The sequence below is a fragment of the Phormidium sp. CCY1219 genome (assembly GCF_055795085.1).
In genome coordinates, this window is sequence record NZ_JAYFEQ010000835.1 from 1 (window position 1) to 25454 (window position 25454).

At 52.0% G+C, this 25454-nt stretch carries 24 protein-coding genes; 14 read left to right on the forward strand and 10 right to left on the reverse strand.

The annotated features are described in order from the left end of the window. The first annotated feature begins 180 nt into the window (after positions 1 to 180). The 5 genes from AC0QH1_RS26410 (at position 181) to AC0QH1_RS26430 (ending at position 4725) form a co-directional block, all read left to right on the forward strand. On the forward strand, positions 181 to 567 hold the full coding sequence (locus tag AC0QH1_RS26410; protein WP_324634440.1) for a nuclear transport factor 2 family protein: 387 nt from the start codon (positions 181 to 183) through the stop codon (positions 565 to 567). A gap of 162 nt (positions 568 to 729) precedes the next feature. After that, the gene (locus AC0QH1_RS26415; RefSeq protein WP_324634441.1) at positions 730 to 1020 is read left to right on the forward strand and encodes a hypothetical protein; all 291 of its coding nucleotides are present in this window, start codon (positions 730 to 732) and stop codon (positions 1018 to 1020) included. 48 nt (positions 1021 to 1068) lie between these two features. Then, a complete protein-coding gene (locus AC0QH1_RS26420; protein WP_324634442.1) occupies positions 1069 to 1713 on the forward strand; it encodes an HAD-IA family hydrolase in 645 nt (214 codons plus the stop codon). 38 nt (positions 1714 to 1751) lie between these two features. Beyond that, positions 1752 to 1988 carry a hypothetical protein gene (locus AC0QH1_RS26425; RefSeq protein ID WP_324634443.1) on the forward strand — a complete coding sequence of 79 codons (237 nt, stop codon included), beginning with the start codon at positions 1752 to 1754 and terminating at the stop codon, positions 1986 to 1988. Between the two features lie 193 nt (positions 1989 to 2181). Next, positions 2182 to 4725: an AAA-type ATPase lid domain-containing protein gene (locus AC0QH1_RS26430; protein WP_324634444.1), complete on the forward strand. Its 2544-nt coding sequence runs from the start codon at positions 2182 to 2184 to the stop codon at positions 4723 to 4725. Here the strand turns inward: AC0QH1_RS26430 and AC0QH1_RS26435 are convergent. Further along, entirely contained in the window at positions 4718 to 4936 is a 219-nt protein-coding gene (locus AC0QH1_RS26435; RefSeq protein ID WP_324634445.1) for a hypothetical protein, read from the reverse strand. The genes AC0QH1_RS26430 and AC0QH1_RS26435 overlap by 8 nt on opposite strands. Before the next feature lie 2 nt (positions 4937 to 4938). Between AC0QH1_RS26435 and ftsZ the strand changes: the two genes are divergently transcribed. After that, the gene (ftsZ, locus tag AC0QH1_RS26440) at positions 4939 to 6078 is read left to right on the forward strand and encodes a cell division protein FtsZ (protein WP_324634446.1); all 1140 of its coding nucleotides are present in this window, start codon (positions 4939 to 4941) and stop codon (positions 6076 to 6078) included. 13 nt (positions 6079 to 6091) lie between these two features. Here the strand turns inward: ftsZ and AC0QH1_RS26445 are convergent, their stop codons facing one another. Continuing rightward, positions 6092 to 6736: a DUF928 domain-containing protein gene (locus AC0QH1_RS26445; RefSeq protein WP_324634447.1), complete on the reverse strand. Its 645-nt coding sequence runs from the start codon at positions 6734 to 6736 to the stop codon at positions 6092 to 6094. A gap of 29 nt (positions 6737 to 6765) precedes the next feature. Between AC0QH1_RS26445 and AC0QH1_RS26450 the strand changes: the two genes are divergently transcribed. After that, positions 6766 to 7011, forward strand: coding sequence for a hypothetical protein (locus AC0QH1_RS26450; protein ID WP_324634448.1), 246 nt, complete (start codon positions 6766 to 6768; stop codon positions 7009 to 7011). A 27-nt stretch (positions 7012 to 7038) separates the two neighbouring features. Here the strand turns inward: AC0QH1_RS26450 and AC0QH1_RS26455 are convergent, their stop codons facing one another. The 7 genes from AC0QH1_RS26455 to AC0QH1_RS26485 all read right to left on the reverse strand — a co-directional run bounded on the left by AC0QH1_RS26455 (position 7039) and on the right by AC0QH1_RS26485 (position 13652). Further along, positions 7039 to 7269 (reverse strand): pirin family protein, encoded by a 231-nt coding sequence (locus tag AC0QH1_RS26455; protein ID WP_324634449.1) that lies wholly within the window; start codon positions 7267 to 7269, stop codon positions 7039 to 7041. Further along, the gene (locus AC0QH1_RS26460) at positions 7193 to 7633 is read right to left on the reverse strand and encodes a pirin family protein (protein WP_324634450.1); all 441 of its coding nucleotides are present in this window, start codon (positions 7631 to 7633) and stop codon (positions 7193 to 7195) included. The genes AC0QH1_RS26455 and AC0QH1_RS26460 overlap by 77 nt, the downstream gene beginning before the upstream one ends. A 144-nt stretch (positions 7634 to 7777) precedes the next feature. Continuing rightward, positions 7778 to 8164 carry a DNA-binding protein gene (locus tag AC0QH1_RS26465; protein WP_324634451.1) on the reverse strand — a complete coding sequence of 129 codons (387 nt, stop codon included), beginning with the start codon at positions 8162 to 8164 and terminating at the stop codon, positions 7778 to 7780. A gap of 194 nt (positions 8165 to 8358) precedes the next feature. Then, the gene (locus AC0QH1_RS26470) at positions 8359 to 8697 is read right to left on the reverse strand and encodes a hypothetical protein (RefSeq protein ID WP_324634452.1); all 339 of its coding nucleotides are present in this window, start codon (positions 8695 to 8697) and stop codon (positions 8359 to 8361) included. A 119-nt stretch (positions 8698 to 8816) separates the two neighbouring features. Next, positions 8817 to 9485 (reverse strand): response regulator transcription factor, encoded by a 669-nt coding sequence (locus AC0QH1_RS26475; protein ID WP_324634453.1) that lies wholly within the window; start codon positions 9483 to 9485, stop codon positions 8817 to 8819. A 31-nt stretch (positions 9486 to 9516) separates the two neighbouring features. Beyond that, complete coding sequence (locus AC0QH1_RS26480) at positions 9517 to 11022, reverse strand: sensor histidine kinase (RefSeq protein ID WP_324634454.1); 1506 nt, start codon at positions 11020 to 11022, stop codon at positions 9517 to 9519. 113 nt (positions 11023 to 11135) lie between these two features. Next, positions 11136 to 13652, reverse strand: a complete 2517-nt coding sequence (locus AC0QH1_RS26485; protein ID WP_324634455.1) for a diguanylate cyclase domain-containing protein — start codon at positions 13650 to 13652, stop codon at positions 11136 to 11138. Positions 13653 to 14182: 530 nt separating this feature from the next. On the opposite strand from AC0QH1_RS26485, the gene AC0QH1_RS26490 reads away from it, so the two are divergent. The 3 genes from AC0QH1_RS26490 to AC0QH1_RS26500 all read left to right on the forward strand — a co-directional run bounded on the left by AC0QH1_RS26490 (position 14183) and on the right by AC0QH1_RS26500 (position 18228). Next, the gene (locus AC0QH1_RS26490; protein WP_324634456.1) at positions 14183 to 15097 is read left to right on the forward strand and encodes a hypothetical protein; all 915 of its coding nucleotides are present in this window, start codon (positions 14183 to 14185) and stop codon (positions 15095 to 15097) included. Between the two features lie 171 nt (positions 15098 to 15268). After that, on the forward strand, positions 15269 to 15784 hold the full coding sequence (locus tag AC0QH1_RS26495; RefSeq protein ID WP_324634457.1) for a hypothetical protein: 516 nt from the start codon (positions 15269 to 15271) through the stop codon (positions 15782 to 15784). A 230-nt stretch (positions 15785 to 16014) separates the two neighbouring features. After that, positions 16015 to 18228, forward strand: coding sequence for an AAA family ATPase (locus AC0QH1_RS26500; protein ID WP_324634458.1), 2214 nt, complete (start codon positions 16015 to 16017; stop codon positions 18226 to 18228). Between the two features lie 79 nt (positions 18229 to 18307). Here the strand turns inward: AC0QH1_RS26500 and cutA are convergent, their stop codons facing one another. Continuing rightward, a complete protein-coding gene (gene cutA, locus AC0QH1_RS26505; RefSeq protein WP_324634459.1) occupies positions 18308 to 18640 on the reverse strand; it encodes a divalent-cation tolerance protein CutA in 333 nt (110 codons plus the stop codon). Positions 18641 to 19115: 475 nt separating this feature from the next. Here cutA and AC0QH1_RS26510 point away from each other — a divergent pair, with 475 nt between their 5' ends. The 4 genes from AC0QH1_RS26510 to AC0QH1_RS26525 form a co-directional block, all read left to right on the forward strand. Beyond that, positions 19116 to 21578 carry a DUF7925 domain-containing protein gene (locus AC0QH1_RS26510; RefSeq protein ID WP_324634460.1) on the forward strand — a complete coding sequence of 821 codons (2463 nt, stop codon included), beginning with the start codon at positions 19116 to 19118 and terminating at the stop codon, positions 21576 to 21578. Between the two features lie 274 nt (positions 21579 to 21852). Beyond that, the gene (locus AC0QH1_RS26515; protein ID WP_324634461.1) at positions 21853 to 22458 is read left to right on the forward strand and encodes a hypothetical protein; all 606 of its coding nucleotides are present in this window, start codon (positions 21853 to 21855) and stop codon (positions 22456 to 22458) included. Further along, positions 22455 to 25187 (forward strand): DUF11 domain-containing protein, encoded by a 2733-nt coding sequence (locus tag AC0QH1_RS26520; RefSeq protein WP_324634462.1) that lies wholly within the window; start codon positions 22455 to 22457, stop codon positions 25185 to 25187. The genes AC0QH1_RS26515 and AC0QH1_RS26520 overlap by 4 nt, the downstream gene beginning before the upstream one ends. Further along, on the forward strand, positions 25188 to 25454 hold a 267-nt coding region (locus AC0QH1_RS26525; RefSeq protein WP_324634463.1), incomplete at its 3' end, for a hypothetical protein. It lies immediately after the preceding gene.

Genomic DNA, 25454 nt, shown 5'->3' on the forward strand with positions numbered 1-25454 from the left:
CTCGGTGCCTATGACAAAGGCCAAACTGTTGAGTCCCCGGATGAGGTGAAAGTCTCAAGTCCGGTTTTGAAGACGAGCAGTTCTGGTGACGGAATTGCTTAGTTTAACCTTTGCTGGGCGATACCCCGCAGACTCTCGATTATTCTAAAATACGACATGAACGTTAACCCTAGTGAAACCATGTCTGTCGAACGAGATGTTTTAGATGCCAATCAGGCTTTTTATCAAGCGTTCCAAAATAAAGATATCGCGGCGATGAGTGCGGTTTGGTCCCAAGGAACCAGCAGTCTTTGCGTTCATCCCGGACGCCAGGTTTTAAAAGGATGGGACGACATCCGCGCCGGGTGGGAAAAGATTTTTCGGGTCACGAAGTCTTTGGAAATCGAACTGCAAATTACCGCCACTGAAGTTCAGGATAATATGGCCTATGTGGTGTTGGTTGAAAAGGTGATTCAGGTGAGTGGCGCTCAGAAAAATAAATCGTTTTCTGTGGCGACGAATGTTTTTGAATTGATGGGCGGAAAATGGTATTTAATTCATCACCACGGGAGTCCGATTTTGCGCTAAAGGCGATCGCGGCATTCTTTAGGGAGTAAGGCACCTTAGCTAAATGATGCAGTGAATTGACAGGGGAGTGTCCTTCCCCCGCCCAGGTGCAGAATGGATTGGCTGTAGTAGAATTTTAGCGATCGCGCACAACGGCGATATCCTCCACAGATTCCCGCTGAAATGCAACTCAGATTTGATCGCGTGACGCGCCCTGAAGCTGACCCCACCGGGGAATGCGATCGCCACACCCTCGCGCAACGAACCCCAAGGGGGGATGGGGAGAAGATTTTAGTTTTGGGAACAGCGGCGATCGCGGGTGGAATTATGGGAAAAATATCAAGGGTTATGGGTCAATGCGGAAATCTAACCTACCCAGGGAAAAGGGTAAAGTGGAAAAAGATAGCGGGAATCACTCCCTTTTCCGGAACCGGTTACTATCGATGCCTCGGTTCCGCCGATAAATGCTGTTGACAATCGTCTATATTAAGGTGTTGGATAGCCAACTAAGCGAGGAGCGCAATGAACCGAAAAGTTGTATTATTTGATTTTGATGGAACTTTGGTGGATTCTCTGGAGGCCATTGTCCGAATTACCAATCGGCTATCCGGTGAATTTGGCTACCAAAAAGCCACTGCAGAAGATGTGGAGGCGCTGAGAAATTTAAACTCTATGCAAATTATTAAAACCGCCAAGGTTCCCCTAGCAAAAGTCCCGTTTCTGTTGCAGATGGTCAAACTGGAGTTAAACCAAGAAATTCAAAACTTAAAGCCGATCGCCGGCATCATTGACGTCCTCGCTGACCTGAAAAGTAAGGGCTATCCTCTGGGCATTGTCACCTCGAATTCTCAGGACAATGTGAAAACTTTTCTGCACAACTATGATTTACATGAAGTCTTCTCTTTCGTGCATTCGGGTTCCACGCTTTTTGGCAAAAGTAAAGTGATTAAAAAGTTTTTGCGCCAAGAAAAATTCCTCCCGGAAGAGGTTATTTATGTGGGAGATGAAACCCGGGATATTGAAGCGGCAAAAAACACGCGCGTGCAGGTGATTGCCGTGAGTTGGGGATTTAACTCTAAAGAAGTATTAGTCAAGCACAATCCCGATTTTGCTCTCGATCGCCCCGAGGAATTAATTGCGGCGATCGGCCACTTACAGCAGTCCTAATCTCCTGTGCCATTTCCATTCCCACAGGGTCGCTTTACTTGGATCGGAAAACCGCCGCCTTGGCGCAGTTGGCCGATTATTTGCTGCTGAAAAAAATGGCTGCTAACACGATAGACCCAAGCAGAACCAAAGGCACCCACAAATCCACGAGTTGCGAACTGTCTAATCCCATTTTTCCCTCAGATATTTTCGATCTGCACTCTGCGCCCTTACTCGCCGCGATCGCGCCGGCAATTCCACAGCCCCGCAGCCAATCATCAATAAATAATATTTAATTATACCACAATTCTTCCCCGGTGTCAAAGCCAAGTTAAAGTTTATTTAATCGGGAAGATGCAAAAAAATTATCCCCCTCGAGGGATAAAGCGGAAAGCTTTTGCACAGAGATTTTGCAATGTAGGTGAAGCAATTTATCAAAAAGCCTCGCGCTTGTTAAAATAAGACACAGCATTGAGGGAGCACAGGCTTATGAGCGGCAGAGAATGGGTGACGTGGTTGAGCGAAAGAACCACCCTAGGCATTCTTTCCAAACCGGCATTAAAGGCGATCGCGCAAATGCTGGAAGAAAAAGTAGTTGATGCCAACGAAGTGTTGGCGAGAGAAGAAACCCCACCCACCGGACTTTACATCCTCAAACAGGGACGCTTAGAAGTAGCGGGTAAATCCCGCCAGAGGGCGGCGATCGCCTCAGATCCGAAAAATCCCGCCTCCCTGTTACCCGGAAGCGTGATTCACCTACAAGAACTCATCTTAGACCAAAACGCCGGCCAAACCGTGACCACGTTAACCGAATGTCACCTGTGGTTTGTGCCTCGCGATCGCTTCGGACAATTAGTCCAAGAATACCCCGAAATTGCCCAAACCTTTTCCCGCTTCCTGGTGGAAAAACTCGCCGATGTTTCCGAGGCATTGGATTACGAACAACAACGACAAAACGAACTGCGCCCCTATGCGATCGCCAAAGCCAAACGGGGGATTGTGGGCAAAAGTCGCTATGCGGCGCGCCTGCGCCAACAAATCCGCGAAGCGGGCAGCGATCGCTTGTCGGTGTTCATTTTCGGGGAACCGGGACTGGAAAAAGACAATACCGCCGCCTTGATTCACTTTGGTTCACCCGCCCGCCGAAGCGCGATCGTCAAAATTGACTGCGGCATTCTGCAAACCAGTGGTGCGGAATTATTTGGGCGCGCGGGAGGCAAACCGGGACTTTTAGAATGGTTAGGCGAAGGCACATTAGTCTTAAATAATATCGAAGAACTGCCCTCAGAACTCACCGAGGCGATCGCCCACCTGTTGGAAACCCAAACCTATACCCCCGTCACGCGGTCAGGGGATCCTCCGCCGTCACCCAAAACCTGCCAAGCCAAAATCATCGCGATCGGGGAACGTCGCCTCCCACAAATCGAACGTCACATCCAGCGCACCATCAAAGTCCCACCCCTGCGGGTTCGTAAAGCCGATATTGCCGCTCAAGTGGACTATTATACCAGCCTCTACTGTCGCGCCAAAGGTCTCGAAAAACCCCATCTCACCCCGGAAGCCTTGCGCCGCCTGCAAGCCTATGATTTTCCCGGCAATATTCGCGAATTGCAAAACCTGGTAGAACGGGCGATCGTCCAGTCTGACTGCGCCTCGGAACTCACGGAAGAAATCTTTTGGTCCGCACAAAGCAAGAAAAAACAATTTCGCGTTAATTTGCTCAACGCATATCCCCGCTTGCGGAACTTTCTTCGCAGTCCTTGGTGGCCCGATCGCATCAATTATGGTTTTACCTTTGCCTTTTTCGCCCTAGTAGTTGCCCTGTTATTTCTCGGACCGCAAACGCGCGATCGCAACCTGGCCTTAAACTTATTTTGGGCTTGGTGGTGGCCCGTGGTCTTGTTTGCCTTTCCCTTCGTCGGACGTCTCTGGTGCGCCATTTGTCCCTTTATGATTTACGGGGAAATCACCCAAAAACTCTCCTTGTGGCTGTTCCCCCGCAAACTGAAATACTGGCCGCGACAAGATGCGGAAAAATGGGGCGGCTGGTTCTTATTCGGCTTATTCGCATTAATTTTCCTCTGGGAAGAACTCTGGAATTTAGAAAATACCGCCTATCTTTCCGCTTGTTTGCTGCTGCTGATTACCGCCGGGGCGATGATTTTTTCCGCCATTTTCGAGCGGCGGTTTTGGTGCCGCTATCTGTGCCCAATCGGCGGCATGAACGGATTGTTTGCCAAACTTTCGATGACCGAACTGCGAGCGCAGCAGGGCACTTGTTCCGCCGAATGTACCACCTATCAGTGTTATAAAGGCGGCCCGCAAAAAGGCGAAGGCATGGCAACCAACGGCTGCCCGCTTTATTCTCACCCAGCACAATTAGAAGACAATCGCGATTGCGTGCTGTGCATGACTTGTTTGAAAGCTTGTCCCCATCGGTCAGTCGAATTTAATTTACGTCCCCCGGGAATTGAACTCTGGACCACCCACGTGCCGCGCAGTTATGAAGTGGCGCTGTTATTATTATTATTGGGCGGCATCTTTTTGCATCGCTTGCCGGAAATTAATGCCCAACTGGAATTCAATGTAGATTTAACCCAGTTTTGGCCGCATTTTGCCCTGTCGGTGGCGGCATTGTTGGTGCCGGTGAGCGTTCCTTTTCTGGCGCATGGGGCGATGAAGCTGTTCGATCGCCAACCGAAACCGAAACCGTTCTTGCAGCTTGCATATGGGTATTTGCCCCTCGTATTGGGCGGAAGTTTGGCTCACTATCTGCGCTTGGGGTTAACCGAGGCGGGACGCATTTTGCCGGTGAGTTTTGCTACCTTTGGATTGAGTGGGGAAGGATTGCCGATTTGGGTGGCGCATCCGGCGGTGATTGAATTTTTGCAGGGCACGACCTTAATGGTCGCCGTGGGATTGACGGTGGTTTTAACCCAAAAAATAGCCCGTCAACCGGTGCGATCGCTGTTGCCCCAACATCTCGCCACTGTGGTTTTGGCCGCTTGCATGTGGGCGATTATCGTCAGGTAAAACAGTGGAGATAGAAGGGCGAGGGTCTGGCTCCTTGGGGAGTTTCCGGTTTCGTGACCCGAGGAAATCGGAAAAATAGAACAGGAAATGCTGACAATTTTTCGATTGTGGGCAATTGATAGGGCAATGCGATCGCGATCGCGGGGTGTTTATCTGGCACAATGACAGAGGCGATCGCTTGCTCGAACGGCAGACATCCAGGAGGAACCATCAGTGGTTAATAGTTTAGTCAAAATTAAAATCGTTGGCGTGGGCGGTGGCGGATGCAATGCCGTCAACCGGATGATTGCCAGCGAACTATTCGGTGTGGAATTCGTGGGCATTAACACCGATTCGAGAGCGCTAGCCCAATGCTATGCCGATACCCGATTGCAAATCGGACACAAGCAAACCCGAGGACTGGGAACCGGTGGCAATCCGGCGATCGGACTCAAGGCGGCGGAAGATGCCCGCGCTCAAATTGCCGAGGCCCTCGAGGGTAGCGATTTGGTGTTCGTCACCGCCGGGATGGGTGGCGGAACCGGTACCGGGGCGGCCCCGATTGTGGCAGAAGTGGCGCGGGAAAAAGGGGCGCTGACAGTGGGGGTGGTGACTCGTCCCTTTACCTTCGAGGGGAGACGGCGCACCAACCAAGCTGACGCCGGCATGGAGGCCCTGCAAAGTCGCGTGGATACCCTGATTTCGGTTCCCAATGACAAGCTGCTGTCGGTGATTTCGGATAATCTGCCGGTGCAAGATGCCTTCCAGGTGGCAGATGATATCCTGCGCCAAGGGGTGCAGGGAATTTCGGATCTGATTGTGGTTCCCGGGGTGGTGAATGTGGATTTTGCCGACGTGCGATCGGTGATGAAAAATGCCGGTACCGCTTTGTTGGGCATTGGCATCGGGGAAGGTCAATCTCGCGCCAGACAAGCAGCACTCAGTGCCATGTCTTCGCCGTTTTTGGAAAGTTCGATTAAAGGGGCGAAGGGCGTGGTGTTTAATATTACTTGCGGCATGGATTTGACTTTGCATGAGGTGAATGCCGCCGCTGAAGCAGTTTACGAGTTGGTGGATCCGGACGCAAATATTATTTTCGGCGCGGCGATCGACGATCGCTTGGAAGGGGAAATGCAAATGACGGTGATTGCCACCGGATTTTCTACCGAACCGGAGGCGATCGCGTCGGAAAAACCCCCCATCCGTCGCGAAACCTCCGCCCCCGTACCGCCGCCAAAGCGCCGCACTCTGTCTCAACCACCGACATCCGCGCCACCCCCTCCTCCCGCCCCCAAACCTCAACCCCAACAACCCCCCACCTCTCCCGGATTGGATCTGCCCGGATTTCTGCAAAATCGCCGATCGCCTCGGTAGGATTCCGCTATGGTTAGGGATTCACGAATGGCGCTTGGGCAATCGGTTCTAATCCCAAGGCGTTTAACGTACTTTCCCACTCCCTGAGTAGGGCCGGGTCATTGGGATTGGCGCGGCGCAATGCCGCTAACTGGGTTAAGGCATCCAGCCATAAGCCCGCTTCGGCATATATCCGGGGGCGATCGCCGAGGAGGGCATTTTCTATTTCCATTTTTACCCTTTCTGGGAGTTCGATTCGCTCGATTCTTCCCCCTACGGTTAAATTGCGATCGGGGGCACTCGGATCGCAAATCACGGACAGGGAAAATGGATAGCGCTGCCCAATTTCTAACGGTTGTAAGTTAATTCTTGTGGGTAAATTCAGGCTGATTATTCCCCCTTCGCCACTGATGACAAACACAACTTTGTAAAGGGGCTGGCGACGGTCATCATACAGGATAAATTCTGCCCTTTCGGCAGCAGTGGGCGGCAGGTAAAATAAAAAAGTGGGATATCTGGCTAGGGTGGAAATTACCCGCTCCTCGGTGGGAATTAATGCAGTTAATGGCTGTTGTGCTTCGCGATCGCCGAGAATGCATCCTTCTGTATCCTCTATCTGAGCGGTTTGCACGGGTAAGGGATTCGCCCTGGCCGGTGAAACTGTTTTTATCGGTGCCATGTTTGGTAACTGGGAAAATAGGGTCAGCAATGACGCCAAACAAGCAACTCGCAATATCCGGCTCGGCTCTGTTTCTAGCATATACGGTGATTTTTTACCAAGAGCGAATAACGGCAGATGGCTTTATTGTACCTGCTTGTTTCACTTTTCCCGAACCGCTGAAAGGAAAATACATTGTTAATTTTTTTGGGGCGATCGCATTGTCTGAATTGGGTTTTTTCCCCATTGTTGGGGCGGGTATTCTCTCCCCAGAATGCCGATCGCCAAACCAGTGAAAAAACCCGCCCCCTCTCCCTGTCGCTTTATCCTAAATCAAACAACAGCACCTCGGCATTTTCCTCCCCCACCAGTTTCAGCAATTGCGACCCCCCACAAGCAACCCCATCCCCTTCTGTCAGGGGGCGATCGTTCAGGGTGACGCTTCCGCGCGCTACCTGTACCCACCCATAGCGGTTTTCAAGGCGGCGATGCACCACTTCTTCTCCCCTCTGCAGCAAGGTGGCGTAAAGATTCACGTCTTGATGGATCGTCACGGCGCGATCGCCATGATGCGGCGAGGCAATTAATTCGAGTTTTCCTCGCTTCCTCTCCCGTGCAACGGTAATTTGCTCGTAACTCGGCGGCTATCAGGCGATCGGGCAGTATCCAAATTTGCAGCAAATGTACCCATTCCCCCTCCGAGGCATTGTACTCGCTGTGCGTGACGCCGGTCCGCGCACTCATCCGCTGCACATCCCCCGCCCGAATCACTGAGGTATTCCCCATGCTGTCTTTATGTTCCAGCGCCCCCTCTAGCACGTAAGTGAGGATTTCCATGTTGGCGTGAGAATGCGGCGGAAATCCGGCACCCCCTCGCACCCGATCTTGGTTGATGACTCCTAGATGCCGAAATCCCATCTGTTTTGGATCGTAATAATGGGCGAATGAAAAAGTATGATAGGTTGGTTTTCAACCAACCATAATCCGCCTTTCCTCTATGGGATTGGGGAGAATATAAAATTCATCTCAAATGCGGTTGATATTGGTGTCAATTCTCAGTTCTCAATTCCGCCGCCGACGATTTGGTCCGCCCGCCCAAGGTGGAGGACCGGAAGCGTCGCGAATTTCGATGAGGGTTCCATCTTCGCGGGTGATGGAAAAGGCATCAAAATCGTAGTCATCGTATTCGCCAACCACGGTAACGGTTTCTCCGGGAAGCAGTTCGATTTGGTGCCACCAACGCGGACCGGCATCGACGATAATTTGTCCGGTGCCATCATCGAGAATAAATTCGTTACCCACAATGCTTTTTACTTCGCCTGCGATCGCCACTCCCGTTGGTTTTTCCAGTAACTCGCGAATCGGCACCGGTTCGAGTTCCGCCCGGACCGCCGAAATGCCCATCATTATCCAAATGGTGGCTAAGGGCAATAAGCGTGTTAGTTTCATTACTCTCCCCCCAATTCATAGATAGACTATCGCCATGCATTATGTTTACCCCAAGCCGCGATCGTCTGTGTTTCGGTTGTTGTAGTTTAAGATAAAAAAATGGTAAATTCGTTCCCAAGAGCTTCTGGGAACGAGTCACTTCAAAAGGATGCAAATTACTTGGCGCGTTCGAGTTCAACCTCAACTAATTTTTTTCAATCATCATCATCGGGAATTTCAATCGTCGAGCCATCTTCGCGAGTGATGGTAAAGGCATCAATCTCGGCGTCGTCGTCATCGAGTTCGCCGTAGACGGAGACCGACTCGCCCACGGTCAAATCCAGGGGGTCTCGTTCTCCGAGGGGATAGGTATCGATCGCAATTTCTTCGGTGCCAGTATCGAGAATAAATCCATCATCGAGCAGTTGCACCACTTCCCCTTCTTCGGTGACGATTTCATCGGCGGTAGCGGGGGGAGCAAACCCGAACATCAATCCGGTGGAAAGGGTGGCCATTAAGGTTGAGGTTAAGCCGATCGCTGATAATTTTTTCATGGTTTTGTGCGCCTCGGAAATACTCGCGAATGTTTGTTATCATTCAGTTTCACATTCAGGAGTAAAGCGGGGATGAAACAAAGATGAGAAAGTTCTCATAAATTCATAGAGCGCTGGGTTTAGCGGCGCATTCGGTAGCCCATGCCTCGGACGGTTTCGATGCGATCGCTACCGAATTTTTTTCGCAAATAGCCCACATAAACATCTACAATATTAGAGCCGGGGTCGTAATCGTAGCCCCAAACCCGAGACAATAACTGTTCGCGGCTCATTACTTGGTCTGGGTGGCGCATGAAGGTTTCCGCCAGGGTAAATTCCCGGGCAGAGAGTTCCACCAGGCGATCGCCCACCGTCACCCGGCGCGTCCGCAAATCCAAGGTCAAATCCCCGAGTTTGAGGGTCATCGGGTCTTTCCCGGGGGTACGGGTGCGATCGCGCAGGCGGACGCGCACTCGGGCGAGGAGTTCTTCAAACCGAAAGGGTTTGGTCATGTAGTCATCGGCACCGATTTCAAATCCAGACACCTTATCGTCGATATTATCCCGCGCCGTGAGAACGATGGTGGGCAAAAATTCGCCGCGTCCGCGCAATTGCTGCAATACCTCTAATCCGTCCATGTCGGGCAAACCCAAGTCTAAAATCAGCAAGTCAAAGTCGTTGCTATCGGCCATTTGCAGGGTTTGGCGACCGTCTTCGACCACCACGGTGGTAAAGCCATGCGATCGCAGTCCTTTTTCCACAAAGGCGGCAATTCGGGGTTCGTCTTCGGCGATTAAAATTCGATTCATGGGTGAGGGTTAGGGGTGGAGGACGATACGGTTAAATATAATTGACCGGCAAGACTAAGGTAAAGATAGAGCCTTCACCCAGCTTGCTTTCCACTTCCACGCGACCGCGATGCGCTTCGGCGATCGCGCGGACGATAGCCAATCCCAATCCCGCCCCTTCGGATCGGCGGCGACCCACCCGGGCAAAGCGCTGGAAAATCCGCTCTTGTTGGTCTGGGGGAATGCCGGTGCCGGTATCGCGCACCCACAAGCGCACCCCGGTGTGATTGCGGGAGACACCCAGGGCGATGGTATCCCCGGGGTGGGTATGTTGGGTGGCATTTTGCGCCAAATTGACCAATGCTTGAGTGAGGCGCTGTCGGTCCGCCACGATCGCACCGCTTCCTTTGGCGTCCAAGGTCCAGGCGCGATCGCCCAAGGCGGTGATTTTGGCGTATAATTCTGCGGTAAATTCCTGCAGGTCTAAGCGGTCTGGGTGCAAAAAGTTCGGTTGTTCCGCTTTGGCCAGAAGCAGCAAATCGTTGACGAAGCGACTCATGCGATCGAGTTCGTCATTGACTAGGGCGAGGGTTTCGGCGCGATCGCGCGGGTCCTCGCCCATGAGTTCGAGATGACCGCGAATAATGGTAATCGGGGTCCGCAGTTCGTGACCCGCATCGCTGATAAAATTGCGTTGGGTGGCAAAGGCATTTTGCAGGCGATCGAGCATTTGGTTGAAGGTGCGCGTCAAAACGGCGATTTCGTCGGAACCGCGTTCGGGTATGCGTTGCGTCAGGTCGGAGGCGCTGATGGAACGGGTGGTTTCGGTAAGCAGGCGCAGGGGGGCTAATCCGCGCCCCGCCGCCACCCAGGCGAAAATGCAGGCGACGAGCAATACGCCCCCGGTGATTTGGGTGACTAAAGCGACCACCGCTTCGATTTCTTGCAGGTATCCCGCTGTGGACTGCACCACCACAAACACGCCTCGGGTTTCGTCGGCGATGGTGAGGGGTTGAATCTGGTAGAGTAGTTTGTCGGTGGGGGTGATTATCTCGCCGCGCTGCGGTTGGTTTTGTTGTCCCCAGCGTTCTATTTGCGCCGCATTCTGTGCCAAGGGCGCAGGGAGTGCGGTGGGACTGGATTCGTATAATTTTCCATCGAGTAAGGCGACCATAAATTCCCCTTCGTGGGGAATGTGAGTGGAAAGAAATTGGTGAAAAACGGCGGCGAGATTATAGTCGGTTTGCGGGTTCTCCTTTTGCAGTAAAAGTTGGAATTCTTTGATTTCTTGTCTGAGGTTCTGTTCTACTCGGTCTTGAAATCGGTGGTAGAGGACGTGGCGGATGGCGGCGACGGAGACTTGGGTGGAACAAGCCATCAGCAGGACGTACAGCAGCACGATCCGGGTGCGGACGCCGAATACATAGGGGTGCCATCGCGCCTCGGGGTTTTGCGGGCGCGATCGCTTGGGGTGGGGTATCGCTCGAGTTAACCAGTTCAAGCCGTTTCGCAAGTGCATTTGCTGGGGTTTTGTTTTATTGTACGGGGTTTTTGACATTTTTGGGGACGGATTGATATTCTGACCCGCGTACCACCCGGGACGCAGCAGTGCCCTGTTTCCAATTTATACTAAACCTCCCAGGGCTGCTTTTATATAAAGTGAAGCGGCGGTTAGGCTTTTCTTTGGGCGGCACCGGGCAAAGGGTGCAACGCGGCTCGATCGCGGCCTTGATTTTTGGCGTCGTAAAGGGCGCGATCGGCAGCCGCTAGTAGCACATTGGGTAAAGTGCCGGAGCGGGGAATGGTATGAGCTACCCCCAAACTCAAGCTCACATACGGGCTGATGGGGGATTGGGCGTGTGGCACCTGCAATTGCCGCACGTGATGGCGAATTTCCTGGGCTAATTCTAACGCACCCGCTGCCTCAGTGCGGGGTAAAATAATTGCGAATTCTTCGCCACCATATCGCGCTACCAAATCCGCCGGACGTTTGACGCAACTTTTCAACGTAGCGGCAACCCGTTGCAAGCATTCATCGCCGGCTTGATGTCCGTAAGTATCGTTATAGAGTTTAAAAAAATCGATATCGCATAAAATTAAAGACAACGGTGCTTTTTCGCGGGCCATGCGTCGCCATTCTCGGTTTAAAGTTTCGTCAAATCCGCGTCGGTTGGCCACTTGGGTTAAGCCATCGAGGGCGGCGAGTTGGTGTAACTGTTGATTGGCGGCTTGCAGTTGTTCGAATAAAGAAGATTGTTGGATGGCGATCGCCACTTGGGTGGCCAAACTTTTGAGAAAATCCATTTCCCAAGTTTGCCAATGGCGGGCTTCTGTGCAGTGATGGGCAATCAGCAGTCCCCACAATTGGGAATGTTCTTGCGGAAAATCGCAGCCAAGCAGTTGAAAGTTTTGCGTAATTCTTAAGTCTTCATTGAATAAAATCGGCACCACCAAATTAGCGCGCACTTGAAATTGCACTAATAAATTGATGTGACATTCGCTCATATTGGCGTTATAAATATCTGTGGTGGCTTTAATCCGACCTTGTTTGTAAAGTTCGGCATGAGTTTCGCCAAAACAGGGGTCGAGAATTCTCAGTCCTAACAGGGGCATGGCGGGGTCGGCGACGGATTCGACGACTACTTTGCCACTCCAGTCCGGTTGAAAGCGGTAAATAATCACCCGATCGGTGGTTAAAAATTGGCGGACTTCAGCTACGGTGGTGTTGAGAATTTCGTTGAGGTCGAGAGACTGGCGAATGCGATCGCGCATGCCGGCTAACAGTCGCTCTCGTTCCAATTGTCGCTGAATTTCGGCTTGGGCTTCCACCCGGGCGGTGATATCGCGCAGAATCACGGTAAAAATCTTCTCGGAACCCACTTCCAACTGAGAAATCGATGCTTCCGCCGGAAATGTGGTGCCGTCTTTGCGACGACCGAATACTTGGCTGCGAGACCCCATGCGGCGGGCTTTGTCGGTGGTTTTGCTAAAATTGTCGATATGCTGTCGATGGATCTCGCGTTGGTTTTCCGGTAACAGAATCGCCAAAGATTGCCCGAGTACCTCCCAGGCGCAGTAGCCAAAGATTTTTTCCGCCCCTTGGTTGAACAGTTGAATGGACTGGGTTTCGTCTACGGAAATTATTGCATCGTCCGCACTATCGAGAATGCCGGCGAGACGGGCTTGGGAAAACTTTAAGGCGGCTTCTTTTTGTTTGCGATCGAGGATTTCGCGGCGCAATTGGTCGTTTGCTTGTCGCAATTCGCTGGTTCGTTCGTCCACTAAGCGCTGCAAGGCGGCGATCGCTTCGTCCATTTCCATCGGCGCACAGCCTTGCAGCAAGCTGGTTTGAGTGACGATTCCCTGCCATACCCCCGCCTCGTCGATGACCAGCAACCGACGCACTCGATGCTGATGCATTAACTGATGCGCCTTCCACAAGGAATCGGTGGGTTGCACGCGCAATACCGGGGAACTCATCACCTCCATCGCTTGCAGTTGCGCGATGTCTAGTCCTAATGCCTGAAACTGTAGGATATCTCGTTCGGTGACGATTCCGAGGGGAATTTTTATCGGTGGATTTTCTCCTGTGTCTGAGCAAGTCTCTGGATTGCCGTTTCCCGTTTCTATCTTCCGGGCGATGCTCACACAACTGACGTCATGGGCGCTCATCAATCCCGCCAATTCCAGCACTGACGCCGACTCCGGGGCGCTAATCACTAGGGGCGTCATCACTTCGCCAACCCGGCGCAAGCGCATCCAATCGGCGGGTTTGACAATTTTGCGAATGCTTTGATGGGTAATGATTCCCACCAGATTGTCTTGCTCGTCTACAATGGGCAGATGCCGAATTTGATGCGATCGCATTAAGTTGAGGGTGGTTTTTAAATCTTGCAGTTGCGATTCGAGTCTGGTGACGAGCTTGTGGGACATCACCTCCGCGATCGGGCACTCTCCAAACAGTTGCGCGAAGGATTGGGTGTCCTCTGGCTTCACCCCAACACTGAGTTGCACCACATCCCGTTCGGTGAAAATTCCCAGGAGTTTGCGCCCTTGCACCACCAGCACGCAGCTCGATCGCTCCTGACTCATCAACACGATGACTTCGCTGACGCGGGTCTCGGCGGTCACTGTTAGCGGATGGCGGTCAATGGCAAGATGGATCGAAAACGCGGTGTTATCAATCATGGATCCTGGGAGGTTCACAACGAAAGCGCGGAAAATCTCTAGGCCGGTCACAGATGGAGGGTTCTGTCAGCAGGTAAGACATCGGTTGCCTGTGGCAAAAAAAACATTCCTGTCAACTACTCCGGCTTATCGAGTGATATTTTATACTCATACTGTACCTGGATTTTGATTTTATTGTTCCATCTAAACATTGACTTTTTCGGACGGTGGACTTTTCCGGGAACCCGGGCGCGCTGCCTTTGCCACTCTACCTTATCCTAAAACAAGATATTGGCGAATTTCCGAGGCCGCCTGGATCCGCTTCGTCTTTAATCTCAATTGCTGTCCCTCCCCCTAGACTTGCCTTTTTCCCCTCCCTCCGGTGACACTGGAACCCCACCCCTCGCCAGGGTACTCCCCCCCCTACCCGGGTGCTTAGAACTTGGTCGGCCAATTTCGCATCAGGTAAGATATCGCCTCAGTGGGTTGGCCCAGGGGGTTCTATTCCATGTCTGTGTTTTTCGCCATCTTAATTTCTCCGGAGGTTGTCAATGCATAAATTTCAAAAACCATTTGTTTTTTTGATGGGCGGATTTCTCATCGTACTCATCTCGCTCCTCGCTTTCTCCCGCCAGTGGCGTCAGGTCAAACGTGGCATTGGCTTCGGCATTAGTGGCATGGCGATCGCCCAACAACCTCTCTCCTGGATCTCTTGCCCCCCTAACGCTTGTTTTCTGGTTGTCCATGATAACAAAAATCCCGGGGAAGGTCGCGTGGCTTTAATCTCCCTCGAAGGCGACAATTCCCCTGAGTATTTTCCCTTGTCTTGGCCTCCCAATGCCGCCTATCCGGTGGATTTAGAATCCCTCACCACTGTACCATTCGGCACGACTCCTTCTTTTATGGCTGCATCGAGTAATGGCACGGTTTATCATTTTCAACTCGTCCCCGATCGCGCTGTGGAACTTCTCGAGGTCTTTACTTTACCCGAGGTCGATCCCGAAGCGAATTTAGAAGGCTTTGCATTACAAGAAGTTGACGGTCAATTGCTCGCGGTTTGGGCACATCGTGGCCAAGATGAAGACCCGGGTATTCTTTATTGGGGCAGTTTCGACCCAACTACCTATCGCGTCTCTTTACACGGTTCGACTATTATCCGCGTTCCTTGGCCGGAAAATGACGTTCGTCACATTTCTGATATTAAAGTCAATCCTACGGGCATTCTCTATCTCAGTTCGGCTACGGACCCTGGCGATGAAGGCCCGTTTACTTCGGCAGTTTATGTGGTGGGCATGTTTCAACTGCAAGGCGATCGCTTCGGGTTTCAAGGCAATTCTTCTCTGGTTCCTTTACATCGTCTCCCGGGTCACAAGGTAGAAGCGATCGAACTGTTACCGGGCATCTCTGGCATCATCCTGGGCACCGATGACGAAATCGCTGGCTCTTCTATCTTCCTGAAATGGTAATCCCGCTCACCACTTTTCCCCTCTTTCTCCCGTGACGGGAAACTCTCCCCCGGGCGACTATTTTTATTCCTAAATTTTTCCCGCAAATCTCCCCTAAACTCCCTCCAGTTTGGGGATTTATGCTATAATAAAACTATCCATGTTCAATTCTCCACGCTTTTACCTCCAGCCATGACTCGCCAAATTCCCACGAAAACTCAGTTGATAGAGGAAGTTCGCTCTATCGACCGACACCAAAGTGGCGAAGCATTTTCCCCCGCCACAATTGCCAAAGTCCTGGGCACCCCCAAATCGCGATACTCTCTGACCAAACAAGAACTTTCTGGGGTGTTAGATGCCTGGAAATCGATGCTGGCACAATGCCCGAAAACCGCAAACTGGAAAACCCTAACGATTAGCACTCGCATGGTGTCTCTGTGCGCTGATGGGGAACGCTGGGTGGATTATTTCGGCTTCCCTTCTCTACAAGCTGCTCGCCAATTTCAAGATTGGATTTTGCCCCACTGTCACTGGGCGATGGTTCGCAAAGGCGGTCAGCGCGTTAACGCCAGTTTTGAATGCAAAGTTTGGGGCCTCGACCAACAGATATTCCAAGCTTTAGTGAACCGCGAAACCTCTCTGGTTTTTCCACCCCTGACTCAACGCGATCGCCAACATTCCCTCAGCCAATATCCCACCCATCTCTAACCCCCATTCTCTCCTATTCCCACCCATCTTCGGGTGGGATAACCTATCATGCTTTTTAGTCAAAAATATGGCAATTAATTTAATACAAATTAAGCCATATTAATCTCGATTAAATCAATAATTTGGATAGGTTAAAACGAGTATTAATTTTGGCAATTATTTCCCGATTAATCTCGCATGCTTTTCACATTTTTGGTAAAATAAAATTGCACTTAAACTCGATTTAATTGATGGATTTATTCAATCAAAACCTGCCAGATAGCCAACCCAAAGAACCCCTGGCGGCGCGGATGCGTCCGCGCACCTTAGAGGAATTTATCGGGCAAGAGAGCATTCTCGGAGAAGGACGATTGTTGAGGCGCGCTATCCAAGCCGATCGCCTTTCTTCTTTGATATTTTACGGGCCGCCAGGAACCGGAAAAACCACCTTGGCGCGGGTGATTGCCAATACCACAAAAGCCCATTTTATTGCTATTAATGCGGTACTTTCTGGGGTGAAAGACATTCGCGAGGCGATCGCCACCGCCAAACAGCGCCGGGACCGTCATTCCCAGCGTACCATATTATTTGTAGATGAAGTGCATCGCTTCAATAAATCCCAACAAGATGCCCTGTTACCTTGGGTAGAAAATGGGACGGTGATTCTGATTGGCGCAACCACGGAAAATCCCTTTTTTGAAGTGAATAAAGCCTTAGTGAGCCGATCGCGGATTTTCCAACTGCAATCCCTGAGCGAAGCGCACTTATATAAAGTTCTAGAGCAAACCCTCAACGATCGCGATCGGGGGTATGGCACACTGAGTATCCACATCGAACCCGAGGCGATCGGCCATCTGATTCAAGTCGCCAATGGCGATGCCCGTTCCTTGCTCAACGCCCTGGAACTCGCCGTAGAAACCACTCCCCCCACCGACGCCGGAACCATTTGCATCACCCTGGATGTGGCGGAACAATCCATTCAGCAGCGGGCGGTATTATACGATAAAGAAGGCGATGCCCATTTCGACACTATCAGCGCATTTATCAAAAGTATGCGCGGTAGCGACGCCGATGCGGCCCTCTACTGGTTGGCGAAAATGGTGTATGCGGGAGAAGACCCGCGCTTTATCTTTCGTCGCCTGTTAATCCTCGCCAGCGAAGATGTGGGATTGGCGGATCCGGAGGCGGTGGTGGTGGTCAACGCCTGCGCCGCCGCGTTCGATCGCGTGGGCATGCCGGAAGGACGCTATCATTTAGCGCAAGCAACATTATACCTGGCCACCGCACCTAAGTCAAATAGCGCGATGGGATTTTTCGATGCCCTGGCGGCGGTGGAAAAGGAACGGGAAACCCAAGTTCCCACGCACTTGAAAGATGCATCCCGGGATAAAAAAGGATTCGGTCACGGGGCGGGATATTTGTATCCCCACGCTTATCGCGACCATTGGGTGGCGCAGCAATATCTCCCCGCCAATTTGCAAGGGCAACTGTTCTATCAACCGTCCTCTCAGGGGCGCGAAGGGGAAATTGCCGTTCGGGTGAAACGACGACGGGAAGCGCAGTTGGCCGCATTTGCTTCCGGGGCGGGGGAAGTGCCGGCAGAAATTCTCACCTATAGCCCCAGCGATCGCAGCGCCGATCGCTGGTTGCAGCGCACTTTGGGCCAGATGGGCGACGCCATGGAACGCCTGCGCGATCGCCTGTTTGAACTCGCCCAACCCCAGCGCCATCACCTGATTTTGGACTTACATGCCAAAACCGGATTGCTGACTTGGGAAGCGATTCGACGAGTCCCCGAAGGCGGGGTGTATGCAGTGTGTCGCAGTGCAACTGAGGCGAAGGATTTAGCACAACAGGCGATCGCCCTGCCCGAACTGATGCGCCCGCAGGTGCTGCATTCCAGTTTATCACAGTTACCGAATCGATTGGCAAAAAATGCGCCCCCTATGAAGTTCGACCGGATTATCGGCAGAAATGCGATCCTCCACGAAGCGGATAAACCGGCGATCGCTCTGTGTTTGACCCAGTTACTCCCACAGGGGGGACGACTGATTTTAGCCGAAACCGTCCCTCAGCAGACCCAACGTCTGTATCGCTTCCTCGATCGCTCTCGGTTGCAGGCGGGGTTATATGACCGTCTGGTGGCGGCGGAAGAGGCCATTTATGAGGATAAGTCCGACCCGATGGTAAATTGGCAGGCAGAAGATTTGCAAGCGGCGTTTCAACAGGCGGGATTTAGGGTAGAATTGTACCAGGAGCGATCGCTCGTTCAAATGGCGGTGACTCCCACGGTCCTCGATCGCTGGTTTACTCCCGCAACTCGGGGCCGATCCAGTTATGTCACTCGTTTGGCGCAAATGTTATCTCCCGCAGAAGTGCGAACGGTGGAAGCGGCGTTTAGACGGGAGTTAGGGAATGGAACGGTTCCTTGGGAAACGGCGATCGCGTTTGTGGTTTGTTATTAGTGGTTGGTCATTGGTTGTTTGTCATTTGTCCTTGGTCATTTGTCCAATAACCAATGACCAGCGACCAGTGACCATTGACCTATTGCACTTGTTCGGAAATCCACTGTAGGTAGGGAGCAAAACCAGCGTGAATGGGAAGGGCGATGATTTCTGGCACTTCGTAGGGGTGGACTTGGCGCACTTTAGCTTCTAGGGCGTCAAATCGTTGCAGGTCGGTTTTGATAATCAGTTGAATTTCGTCATCGCGATTGACTTCTCCTTGCCAAGTGTAAATCGATCGCACCGGGGTGAGACTGACGCAGGCGGCGAGATGGGATTCTACTAATGCTTCGGCGATCGCCTCGGCGGACTCTCGGGATTCGGCGGTGACCAAGACGATTCCATATTGCACATTATCCGTATTGGTTTCCATTTCGACTCCTTATTTATAGAACGATTTTGCGATCGCTAGTCTGCTACAGCCCCTTGTATTTGAAAAGAGCGGATTTCACAAGTTTCGATTTTTTTACCATGACTCAGAAAAAATGTCAACCCCTATGGGCAAGTGGTTTCAGTGATTTCCGGTACATTATTCTCTCCTCACTCTAAAGTTTTATGAATTTGCAGTTAAAGTTTTATTAAAACTCCTCAATTTCGCACTTTTTATGGTAATAGACTGGGCAATTCGGAAAATGCCAGGGAAGGAGGGGTGAAAGATTTTGCAGCCAAAAGGGAATAATCATACCAGAAATGGTTGACAGACAAAAAAATTTTTTTTTGGATAGGTCAACCGTGAATCTACTAGAATAAATATCGTCAAATTAAGACAACTTCGTAAATATACTGTAAAAGGCTAGCCATTAGGGGCATCTACGCATCTACTACCGTAAACAGGGTCATCTTTTACCGTGTACTCCCCTAAACTCCCTGACCAAAAGCAGGGAAAACCTTACAATTTAATTGCCGTAGCGGTGTTGGGTGGAATGATGATTCTGCCTGCAGCATTCTGGTGGAAGTTTCCGGTTTTTGCCCAGGTGACTCCAGCAGGGACGCAGATTAGAAACCGGGCCACCGGTACTTTTGAAGACCCAAACAATCCCGGCGTTCCTCTCGACCCCGTGTTTTCCAACGAGGTGATTCTCACCGTGGCGGAAGTGGCGGGGATTACCGTCCAATCCGATGGGATTTCTATTGCGGATGGCGGGAGTGAAATCGACGTGGGCGATTTGCTTTATTACCGCTACGAGATTACCAATGTGGGGAACGATCCGACCCGATTTCGGATTCCCAATTCCGCGACGGTAGTCGGATCGGGAAGCATTTCCGGGAATTTGCAGTTCAGTGTCAATGGCGGAACCACTTGGACGGAAATCAGCGGGAATGAATTTACCAGCAATGCGTTTTCGCCGCAGGAAAGTATTTTGGTCCGCGTCCCCGTCACGGTGGCGAATAGCGCGATCGCCGATGACGAAATTACCGTAACCCTGGGTAATACCCCCAACAATGCCCAAAATTTGGAACGAGTCGCCGATCCCACCGATGTATTTACTGTGGATGGGGCGGATAATTCCGTGGCGGGGGAAACCTCGGGAAATCCAGTCAATGGGACTCGCGAAGCAAGCGACACCCAAACGGCGACAGTGGCGGGGGTTCCCTTGGCGTTAGTGGCGCTTTACAAAACTCACGCCACGCCGGTGGAAGTGAATAATCCCGCCACTCCTCGGGATGACGAAATTAACTATCAGTTGACTTTAGATGTGCGATCGAGTCTTCCGCCCGGAAGTAGCGGTATCGTTCCGAGTGACTTAGTGGCGACTACGGGAATTTCTCTTACCGTGGATGGGAATACCATCAATCGCTTGTTAGTTTCAGATGCGATTCCCGACCGAACTACATTAATTGAAGATAGCTGGACTGCGCCTACGGGATGGGAGGTGGTGTTTACCGACGCCAATCCCGCCGAAATCAATGCCATGCAAGCGCCTTGGACCACGGATGTGGAGACCCTGGGCGGGATGGGAAATGTCACCCGCATCGGGTTTATTTTTAACGGGACGATCGCGGCGGGAACTACAGTTAGTGGGTTTGAGTATAAGGTAGTGACCGATGGCGTCACCGGGAATGCAGCGATCGCCAATATCGCCCAAGTCTTCGGCGCAACTGATGGGAATCCTGACTTGCTGGTGTATGACGAGTCTGGCGACCAAAATCCGAATAACTTTAACGATGATGGAACGCCTCCGCCCACGGATAGCACCGAGAATCCGCTTATCGGGACCGGTGTCGCCAACCCGGGAACTGACGGACAAGACCCCAACAATGATAACACCGGGGAAGGTCCGGGCGGGGAGGCTAATGTAGTGCCGATTTCCACAGTGGAGTCGGGTATTTTCAGCGGACCTCTCGGACAACCCGACGCGATCGGACCGACCGACGATAACGACGATTTTACCAACCAAGTGCTACCCATTCCGGCGAATCTCGAACCGGGAGAAACCTTCACCCCACCGCCTAGTAACTTTACCAACACGGTACGCAATACTACCGGACAACCGATTACCCTCGCGCCCACCCCGCCAGAGGACCCCAATGCGTTACCCGCCGGAACTACAGTGACGATTACCTATGGAGGGCGATCGGTTACCTACGTTTACGACCCCGCTACCGGATTTTCCACGACCGATACCCCAATTACTATTCCCTCTGATGTTTCCCCCGCAGATTACGGCGTTTCGGTTCAACTCCCCAACGCCGAACCCAACAGTCAATATCCGGTTCCGATCGCCGCTTTTATTGATGAAGATGGCGATGGTTCTTTCGACCCCACGGAAACCGGCAATACTACAATTAATCGCATTTACACCGGATTTGTCGAAATTAATAAAGAATCTCGCTTGCTTCAAGGTAACGGACCGGATATTATTCCCGGTCAAGACAACTTTAGCCCCGACCCGAAATCTCCCGGACCGGGTAATATTATCGAATATCGTTTGACTTATAACAACTTTTCTCTCCAAGGAAGACCGGGCAATGTCACCCTAGATGCAACTGATGTAGTCATTGTTGAAGATGGAACAACCTACGACCCTACCACTAATCCCGGGGGAAATAATTGGGCGCTGGATACCGAAAACATTGATGGGGATAATGACCCGACAACGGGAATCGATACCTCTCATGTTGTCGGTTCCGCCACCGATTCTCGAGGGGGAACGGTAGAGTTCTTTAGCGGTCAACCCGCGACCAATCCTACAGGAGAACAACGCGGAACCACTGTGGATTCCGACGTCACCCGCTATGTTGTCCGCGTTAGAGGTACTCTCGGACCGGGCGAGTCGGGAACCTTTACCTTTCAGCGACAGGTGAATTAAAGGGTAATTGGTCACTGGTCATTGGTCATTGGTCAAATGACAAAGGACAAAGGACAAAGAACAAAGAACAAATGACAAATGATAAATGACAAATGATAAATGATAAATGATAAAGAACAAAGGACAAAGGACAAAGGACAAAGGATAAAGGATAAAGGACAAAGGACAAAGGACAAAGGACAAAGGACAAAGGACAAAGGACAAATGATAAAGGACAAATGATAAAGGACAAATGATAAAGGACAAATGATAAAGGACAAATGATAAAGGACAAATGACTAAATTACTTTTAATCATTGCCATTTTAATATTAAGTTTTAACGGAAGTTTTGCTGTAGCAGTCTCGCCGAGGGGAGGGGCGTGGGAGATTGATGGGGGTGGAAGGGGGGAAATGGGGGTTACGCCGAGAAGTGACTGGGGAAAAACCCGGTTGTTGAGTCAAGAGAATGGGGTAGAAATTCGGTTAGAAGCGCATAAATTAGTGACAGTGGAAGAGGAGGATGGAAGGGAAACCACCGAGTGGTTGAAATTGCCGGCGCAAGCAACAGTGGAACCGGGGGATAGGATTCGATATACGATCGCGGGGGAAAACAATCGCGATCGCGAGATTGTGAATTTCACCCTCACACAACCGATTCCGCCGCCGATGGAATATATCCTTGACTCCGCTACCAGTAGCGATGCGGCGCAGATAACCTACAGCATCGATAACGGGGAAACCTTTGTGGCGAATCCCACAGTGGAAGTGGAAAGGGAAGATGGGCGGCGGGAAGTTCGACCCGCACCGGCGTCGAGCTATACCCATATTCGCTGGCAATTTGAGAATCCCGTCCCCGCGATCGCTACGGTGTCCGGACAGTTTCAAGTCACAGTCAAATGAACCAGGACAGACGCAGAGGCACAGAACCAAGCAACAACCGCGAATCGTTCTTCGATGGCGCGGCGGTTCCGGGTATTCTGCTCGCCGCGATAGTGGCGGCGGGGAGTTTCGGCATTTCCGTGCGAAATTGGCAACCGAAACTGGCCTCGGCGCAACAAGATGCACCCCAATGTGTGGTTCCGGGTTATTTATTGCAAAATGAAGGGTCGTTTAGTTACAACACCAACGGAACGGCGGAACGCATCGAAGGGACAACCAATTCCGTGGTACTCCCGGTGATTCCCGACGGTCCGGTGGCGGTAGACCCGAGTGGGATTCGCGATAGTGCCAATAATCGCGTCACCGGATTGTTCGCTGGGGGGCTGGCGGATGAATTGATGGCTCTGGGATTTACTCAGGGGGAAGCAACCCGGGCGACGATCGCAGTTACCGTGACTTTGGCGCAGTTACCGATAGATTCCAGTTTCCGGGAAGTGGCGATCGCCGCGCGAGATGCAGTGGTAGAAGCGGTTCCCACTCAAGCAGCAGCGATCGCCGCCCTAGAACGCGATCGCGCCCAGGAAACCGCCGTCACCGTTACCGCCGAACTGTCGAAAAGCTTGCTAGTCGGGAGAGGACTGAGCGAACGGGAAGCGGAAGCGGTAACCGAACAAGTGATTTCGAGTATTGTCGCTTCCGGCGATAACGCTGCAGTAGATGATGCGTTTCGCGACGCCTTTCAAGCAGCGATCGCCGTAGTCCCGGATAAAGAACAACTCCTGCGCGACTTCGCAGAAGAGTTTATCGAAGAAATCCGTAACATTCGCGAAGGAGTCAGCAGCAGCATCCAACAAGGAGACGTACTTTATTTCGATTTCGTCATCCGCAACCCCACAGACGGAACCCTGCGCTTCCAAATTCCCGACCCCGAATCGATCCAGCGCGTCACCACCGGCGGTATCGTTCGCGGTTTGTCCTATTCTATGCTCAACAGCGACAATGGAGTATTCCTGATTCAAGACTGCTTCCCTCCGGAATCGCCCTCTCCCTCGCCTTCCCCTTCTCCCGGTCCGACGATTACTCCGTTCCCCTCGGAGTCGCCGGAACCAACTCCGACTCCGGAACCAACTCCGACTCCGGAAGAACCCACTGCGTCTCCTTCCCTCCCCCCTCTCCCGCAACCGTCGATTCCACCTTTACCGGATAATGTCCCCACCCCACCACCCCTACCGGATACCCCACCAGCACAACCGGTGACCACGCCGGTGGATGTGGTGATTCCGCCCGATGATGGGGTGGTGATTACGGTGGAAGTGGAAGTTCCGGAAATTCCCGATACGGGCACTGGGGTGACGGTGGGTATTCCTACAGACCCGCAAATTCCCGACGAACCGGGAGACCAACAAACGGTGATTATTCCGCCTCCGTTGCTGACTACCCCTTCTCAAACGCCGTTGGGTCAAATTACCGGATGCGCTGGGGAGATTTTGGCGGACTATACCGGGTTTAAGGTGGGTCTGTATGAAGCGGACCCCAATGACCCCACGGGCGGAATTGCAGGAGTGGTGGCGTTGACGCCAACTGAACAGCGCGATCGCCCGAATAATGATGTGCCCGTTGGGGTGGAACCAAATGTCACCAACGCTAACCCGTTCTTCCTGTCAAATGGGGAAAATGGTACTTACAATTTCTTGCTGGATGTGAATCGGGGTCAGTTGAACCCGGGCCGTCAATATATTTTGTTGGTGACGCCGCCTTCGGGAAGCAATTATGCTGAACGTCGTCTCCGCATCGAAATTTTGTCGAATGAGAATGGTGTGGTGACTTATCGGGTGACGGCGTTGGATGGACGCCCGATTGGCGCTACGTCGGAAGCAACTAGCGTCACGGGAAGCATTGATATTGGCGATGCTTCCCGGGTGGGTTTGGCATTGGGTCGCTTCGATTTGACTACTGCTGTGTGCGAAGCGCAGGAAATTCAAATCGATAAAACTGGCGATCGCGCCGCCGCCGAACCGGGCGATACGGTGATTTATCGACTGGCAGTTCGGAATTTGTCCAGTTCTCCTATATCGGGTTTGGTGATTACGGACCGATTACCGTTTGGGTTCCAGTTGCGCGAAGGGTCGGTCCGCGCTGAGTTGGAGGGACGAGAATTACCTGTGACCATCGATCGCGATGGACGCGCGATCGCTTTTGACCTGCGCGGCGTAACTCTCCCTTCGGCGCAAGTGATTAATATTGTCTACGCCGCCCGCGTCACCCCAGACGCCCTTCGCGGTAATGGTCGCAATTCTGCTTTCGCTAACGGTCGTCGCACGGATACCGGTCTGGATATTAAGGACGGTCCGGCGATTCACCAACTGCGTCTCGACCCGGGAATTCTCTCGGATTGCGGGACGCTAATCGGTCGCGTGTTTGAAGATAAGAACTTCGACGGCGAACAACAACCGGATGAACCGGGTATTCCTAATGCGATTATTTTCCTCGATGATGGTAATCGCATCATTACGGACGAACGCGGTCTGTTCTCTGTGGCTAATGTGGTGGCTGGCTATCGTACCGGCGCTTTGGACCTCAATAGTGTCCCGGGTTTTACTTTAGCTCCTAATTCTTATGTCAGCGAACGGAATAGTCTCTCGCGTCTGGTTCGCCTAGAACCTGGTGGTATGGCACGCATGAATTTCGCAGTCGTCCCCGCCGCGGAGGTGCCCCCCTCCCCACCTGTCGGTACTCCGGAGGATAATTAAATGCTTTTAAATCGTCAATCATCGGTGCTTCTGTTTCCTTCGATCGCTGTCTGCTTGTTTTCCCCTTCGGCGATCGCCCGGGAGTCCTCTACTCCCCGCAATCTACAACCCTCGGATTCGACTAACACCGAGATTAATTTATCTCAATTTTCTCTATCCCCCTCCCAGTCTACTGTGGAGGTTTATTCCCACGGGCAAAATGTTGCTTCAAATGTAGGGATGGATTTCAATGTTGTTGGAAAAACTGACAACTCTCAAAATACTGTT

Coding starts and splice junctions, on each gene's coding strand:
- AC0QH1_RS26410 (WP_324634440.1), top strand. CDS start 181: ATGTCTGTCGAACGAGATGTTTTAGATGCCAATCAGGCTTTTTATCAA.
- AC0QH1_RS26415 (WP_324634441.1), top strand. CDS start 730: ATGCAACTCAGATTTGATCGCGTGACGCGCCCTGAAGCTGACCCCACC.
- AC0QH1_RS26420 (WP_324634442.1), top strand. CDS start 1,069: ATGAACCGAAAAGTTGTATTATTTGATTTTGATGGAACTTTGGTGGAT.
- AC0QH1_RS26430 (WP_324634444.1), top strand. CDS start 2,182: ATGAGCGGCAGAGAATGGGTGACGTGGTTGAGCGAAAGAACCACCCTA.
- AC0QH1_RS26435 (WP_324634445.1), bottom strand. CDS start 4,936: ATGGTTCCTCCTGGATGTCTGCCGTTCGAGCAAGCGATCGCCTCTGTC.
- AC0QH1_RS26445 (WP_324634447.1), bottom strand. CDS start 6,736: ATGGCACCGATAAAAACAGTTTCACCGGCCAGGGCGAATCCCTTACCC.
- AC0QH1_RS26450 (WP_324634448.1), top strand. CDS start 6,766: ATGACGCCAAACAAGCAACTCGCAATATCCGGCTCGGCTCTGTTTCTA.
- AC0QH1_RS26460 (WP_324634450.1), bottom strand. CDS start 7,633: ATGGGATTTCGGCATCTAGGAGTCATCAACCAAGATCGGGTGCGAGGG.
- AC0QH1_RS26465 (WP_324634451.1), bottom strand. CDS start 8,164: ATGAAACTAACACGCTTATTGCCCTTAGCCACCATTTGGATAATGATG.
- AC0QH1_RS26470 (WP_324634452.1), bottom strand. CDS start 8,697: ATGAAAAAATTATCAGCGATCGGCTTAACCTCAACCTTAATGGCCACC.
- AC0QH1_RS26475 (WP_324634453.1), bottom strand. CDS start 9,485: ATGAATCGAATTTTAATCGCCGAAGACGAACCCCGAATTGCCGCCTTT.
- AC0QH1_RS26480 (WP_324634454.1), bottom strand. CDS start 11,022: ATGTCAAAAACCCCGTACAATAAAACAAAACCCCAGCAAATGCACTTG.
- AC0QH1_RS26485 (WP_324634455.1), bottom strand. CDS start 13,652: ATGATTGATAACACCGCGTTTTCGATCCATCTTGCCATTGACCGCCAT.
- AC0QH1_RS26490 (WP_324634456.1), top strand. CDS start 14,183: ATGCATAAATTTCAAAAACCATTTGTTTTTTTGATGGGCGGATTTCTC.
- AC0QH1_RS26495 (WP_324634457.1), top strand. CDS start 15,269: ATGACTCGCCAAATTCCCACGAAAACTCAGTTGATAGAGGAAGTTCGC.
- AC0QH1_RS26500 (WP_324634458.1), top strand. CDS start 16,015: ATGGATTTATTCAATCAAAACCTGCCAGATAGCCAACCCAAAGAACCC.
- cutA (WP_324634459.1), bottom strand. CDS start 18,640: ATGGAAACCAATACGGATAATGTGCAATATGGAATCGTCTTGGTCACC.
- AC0QH1_RS26515 (WP_324634461.1), top strand. CDS start 21,853: ATGACTAAATTACTTTTAATCATTGCCATTTTAATATTAAGTTTTAAC.
- AC0QH1_RS26520 (WP_324634462.1), top strand. CDS start 22,455: ATGAACCAGGACAGACGCAGAGGCACAGAACCAAGCAACAACCGCGAA.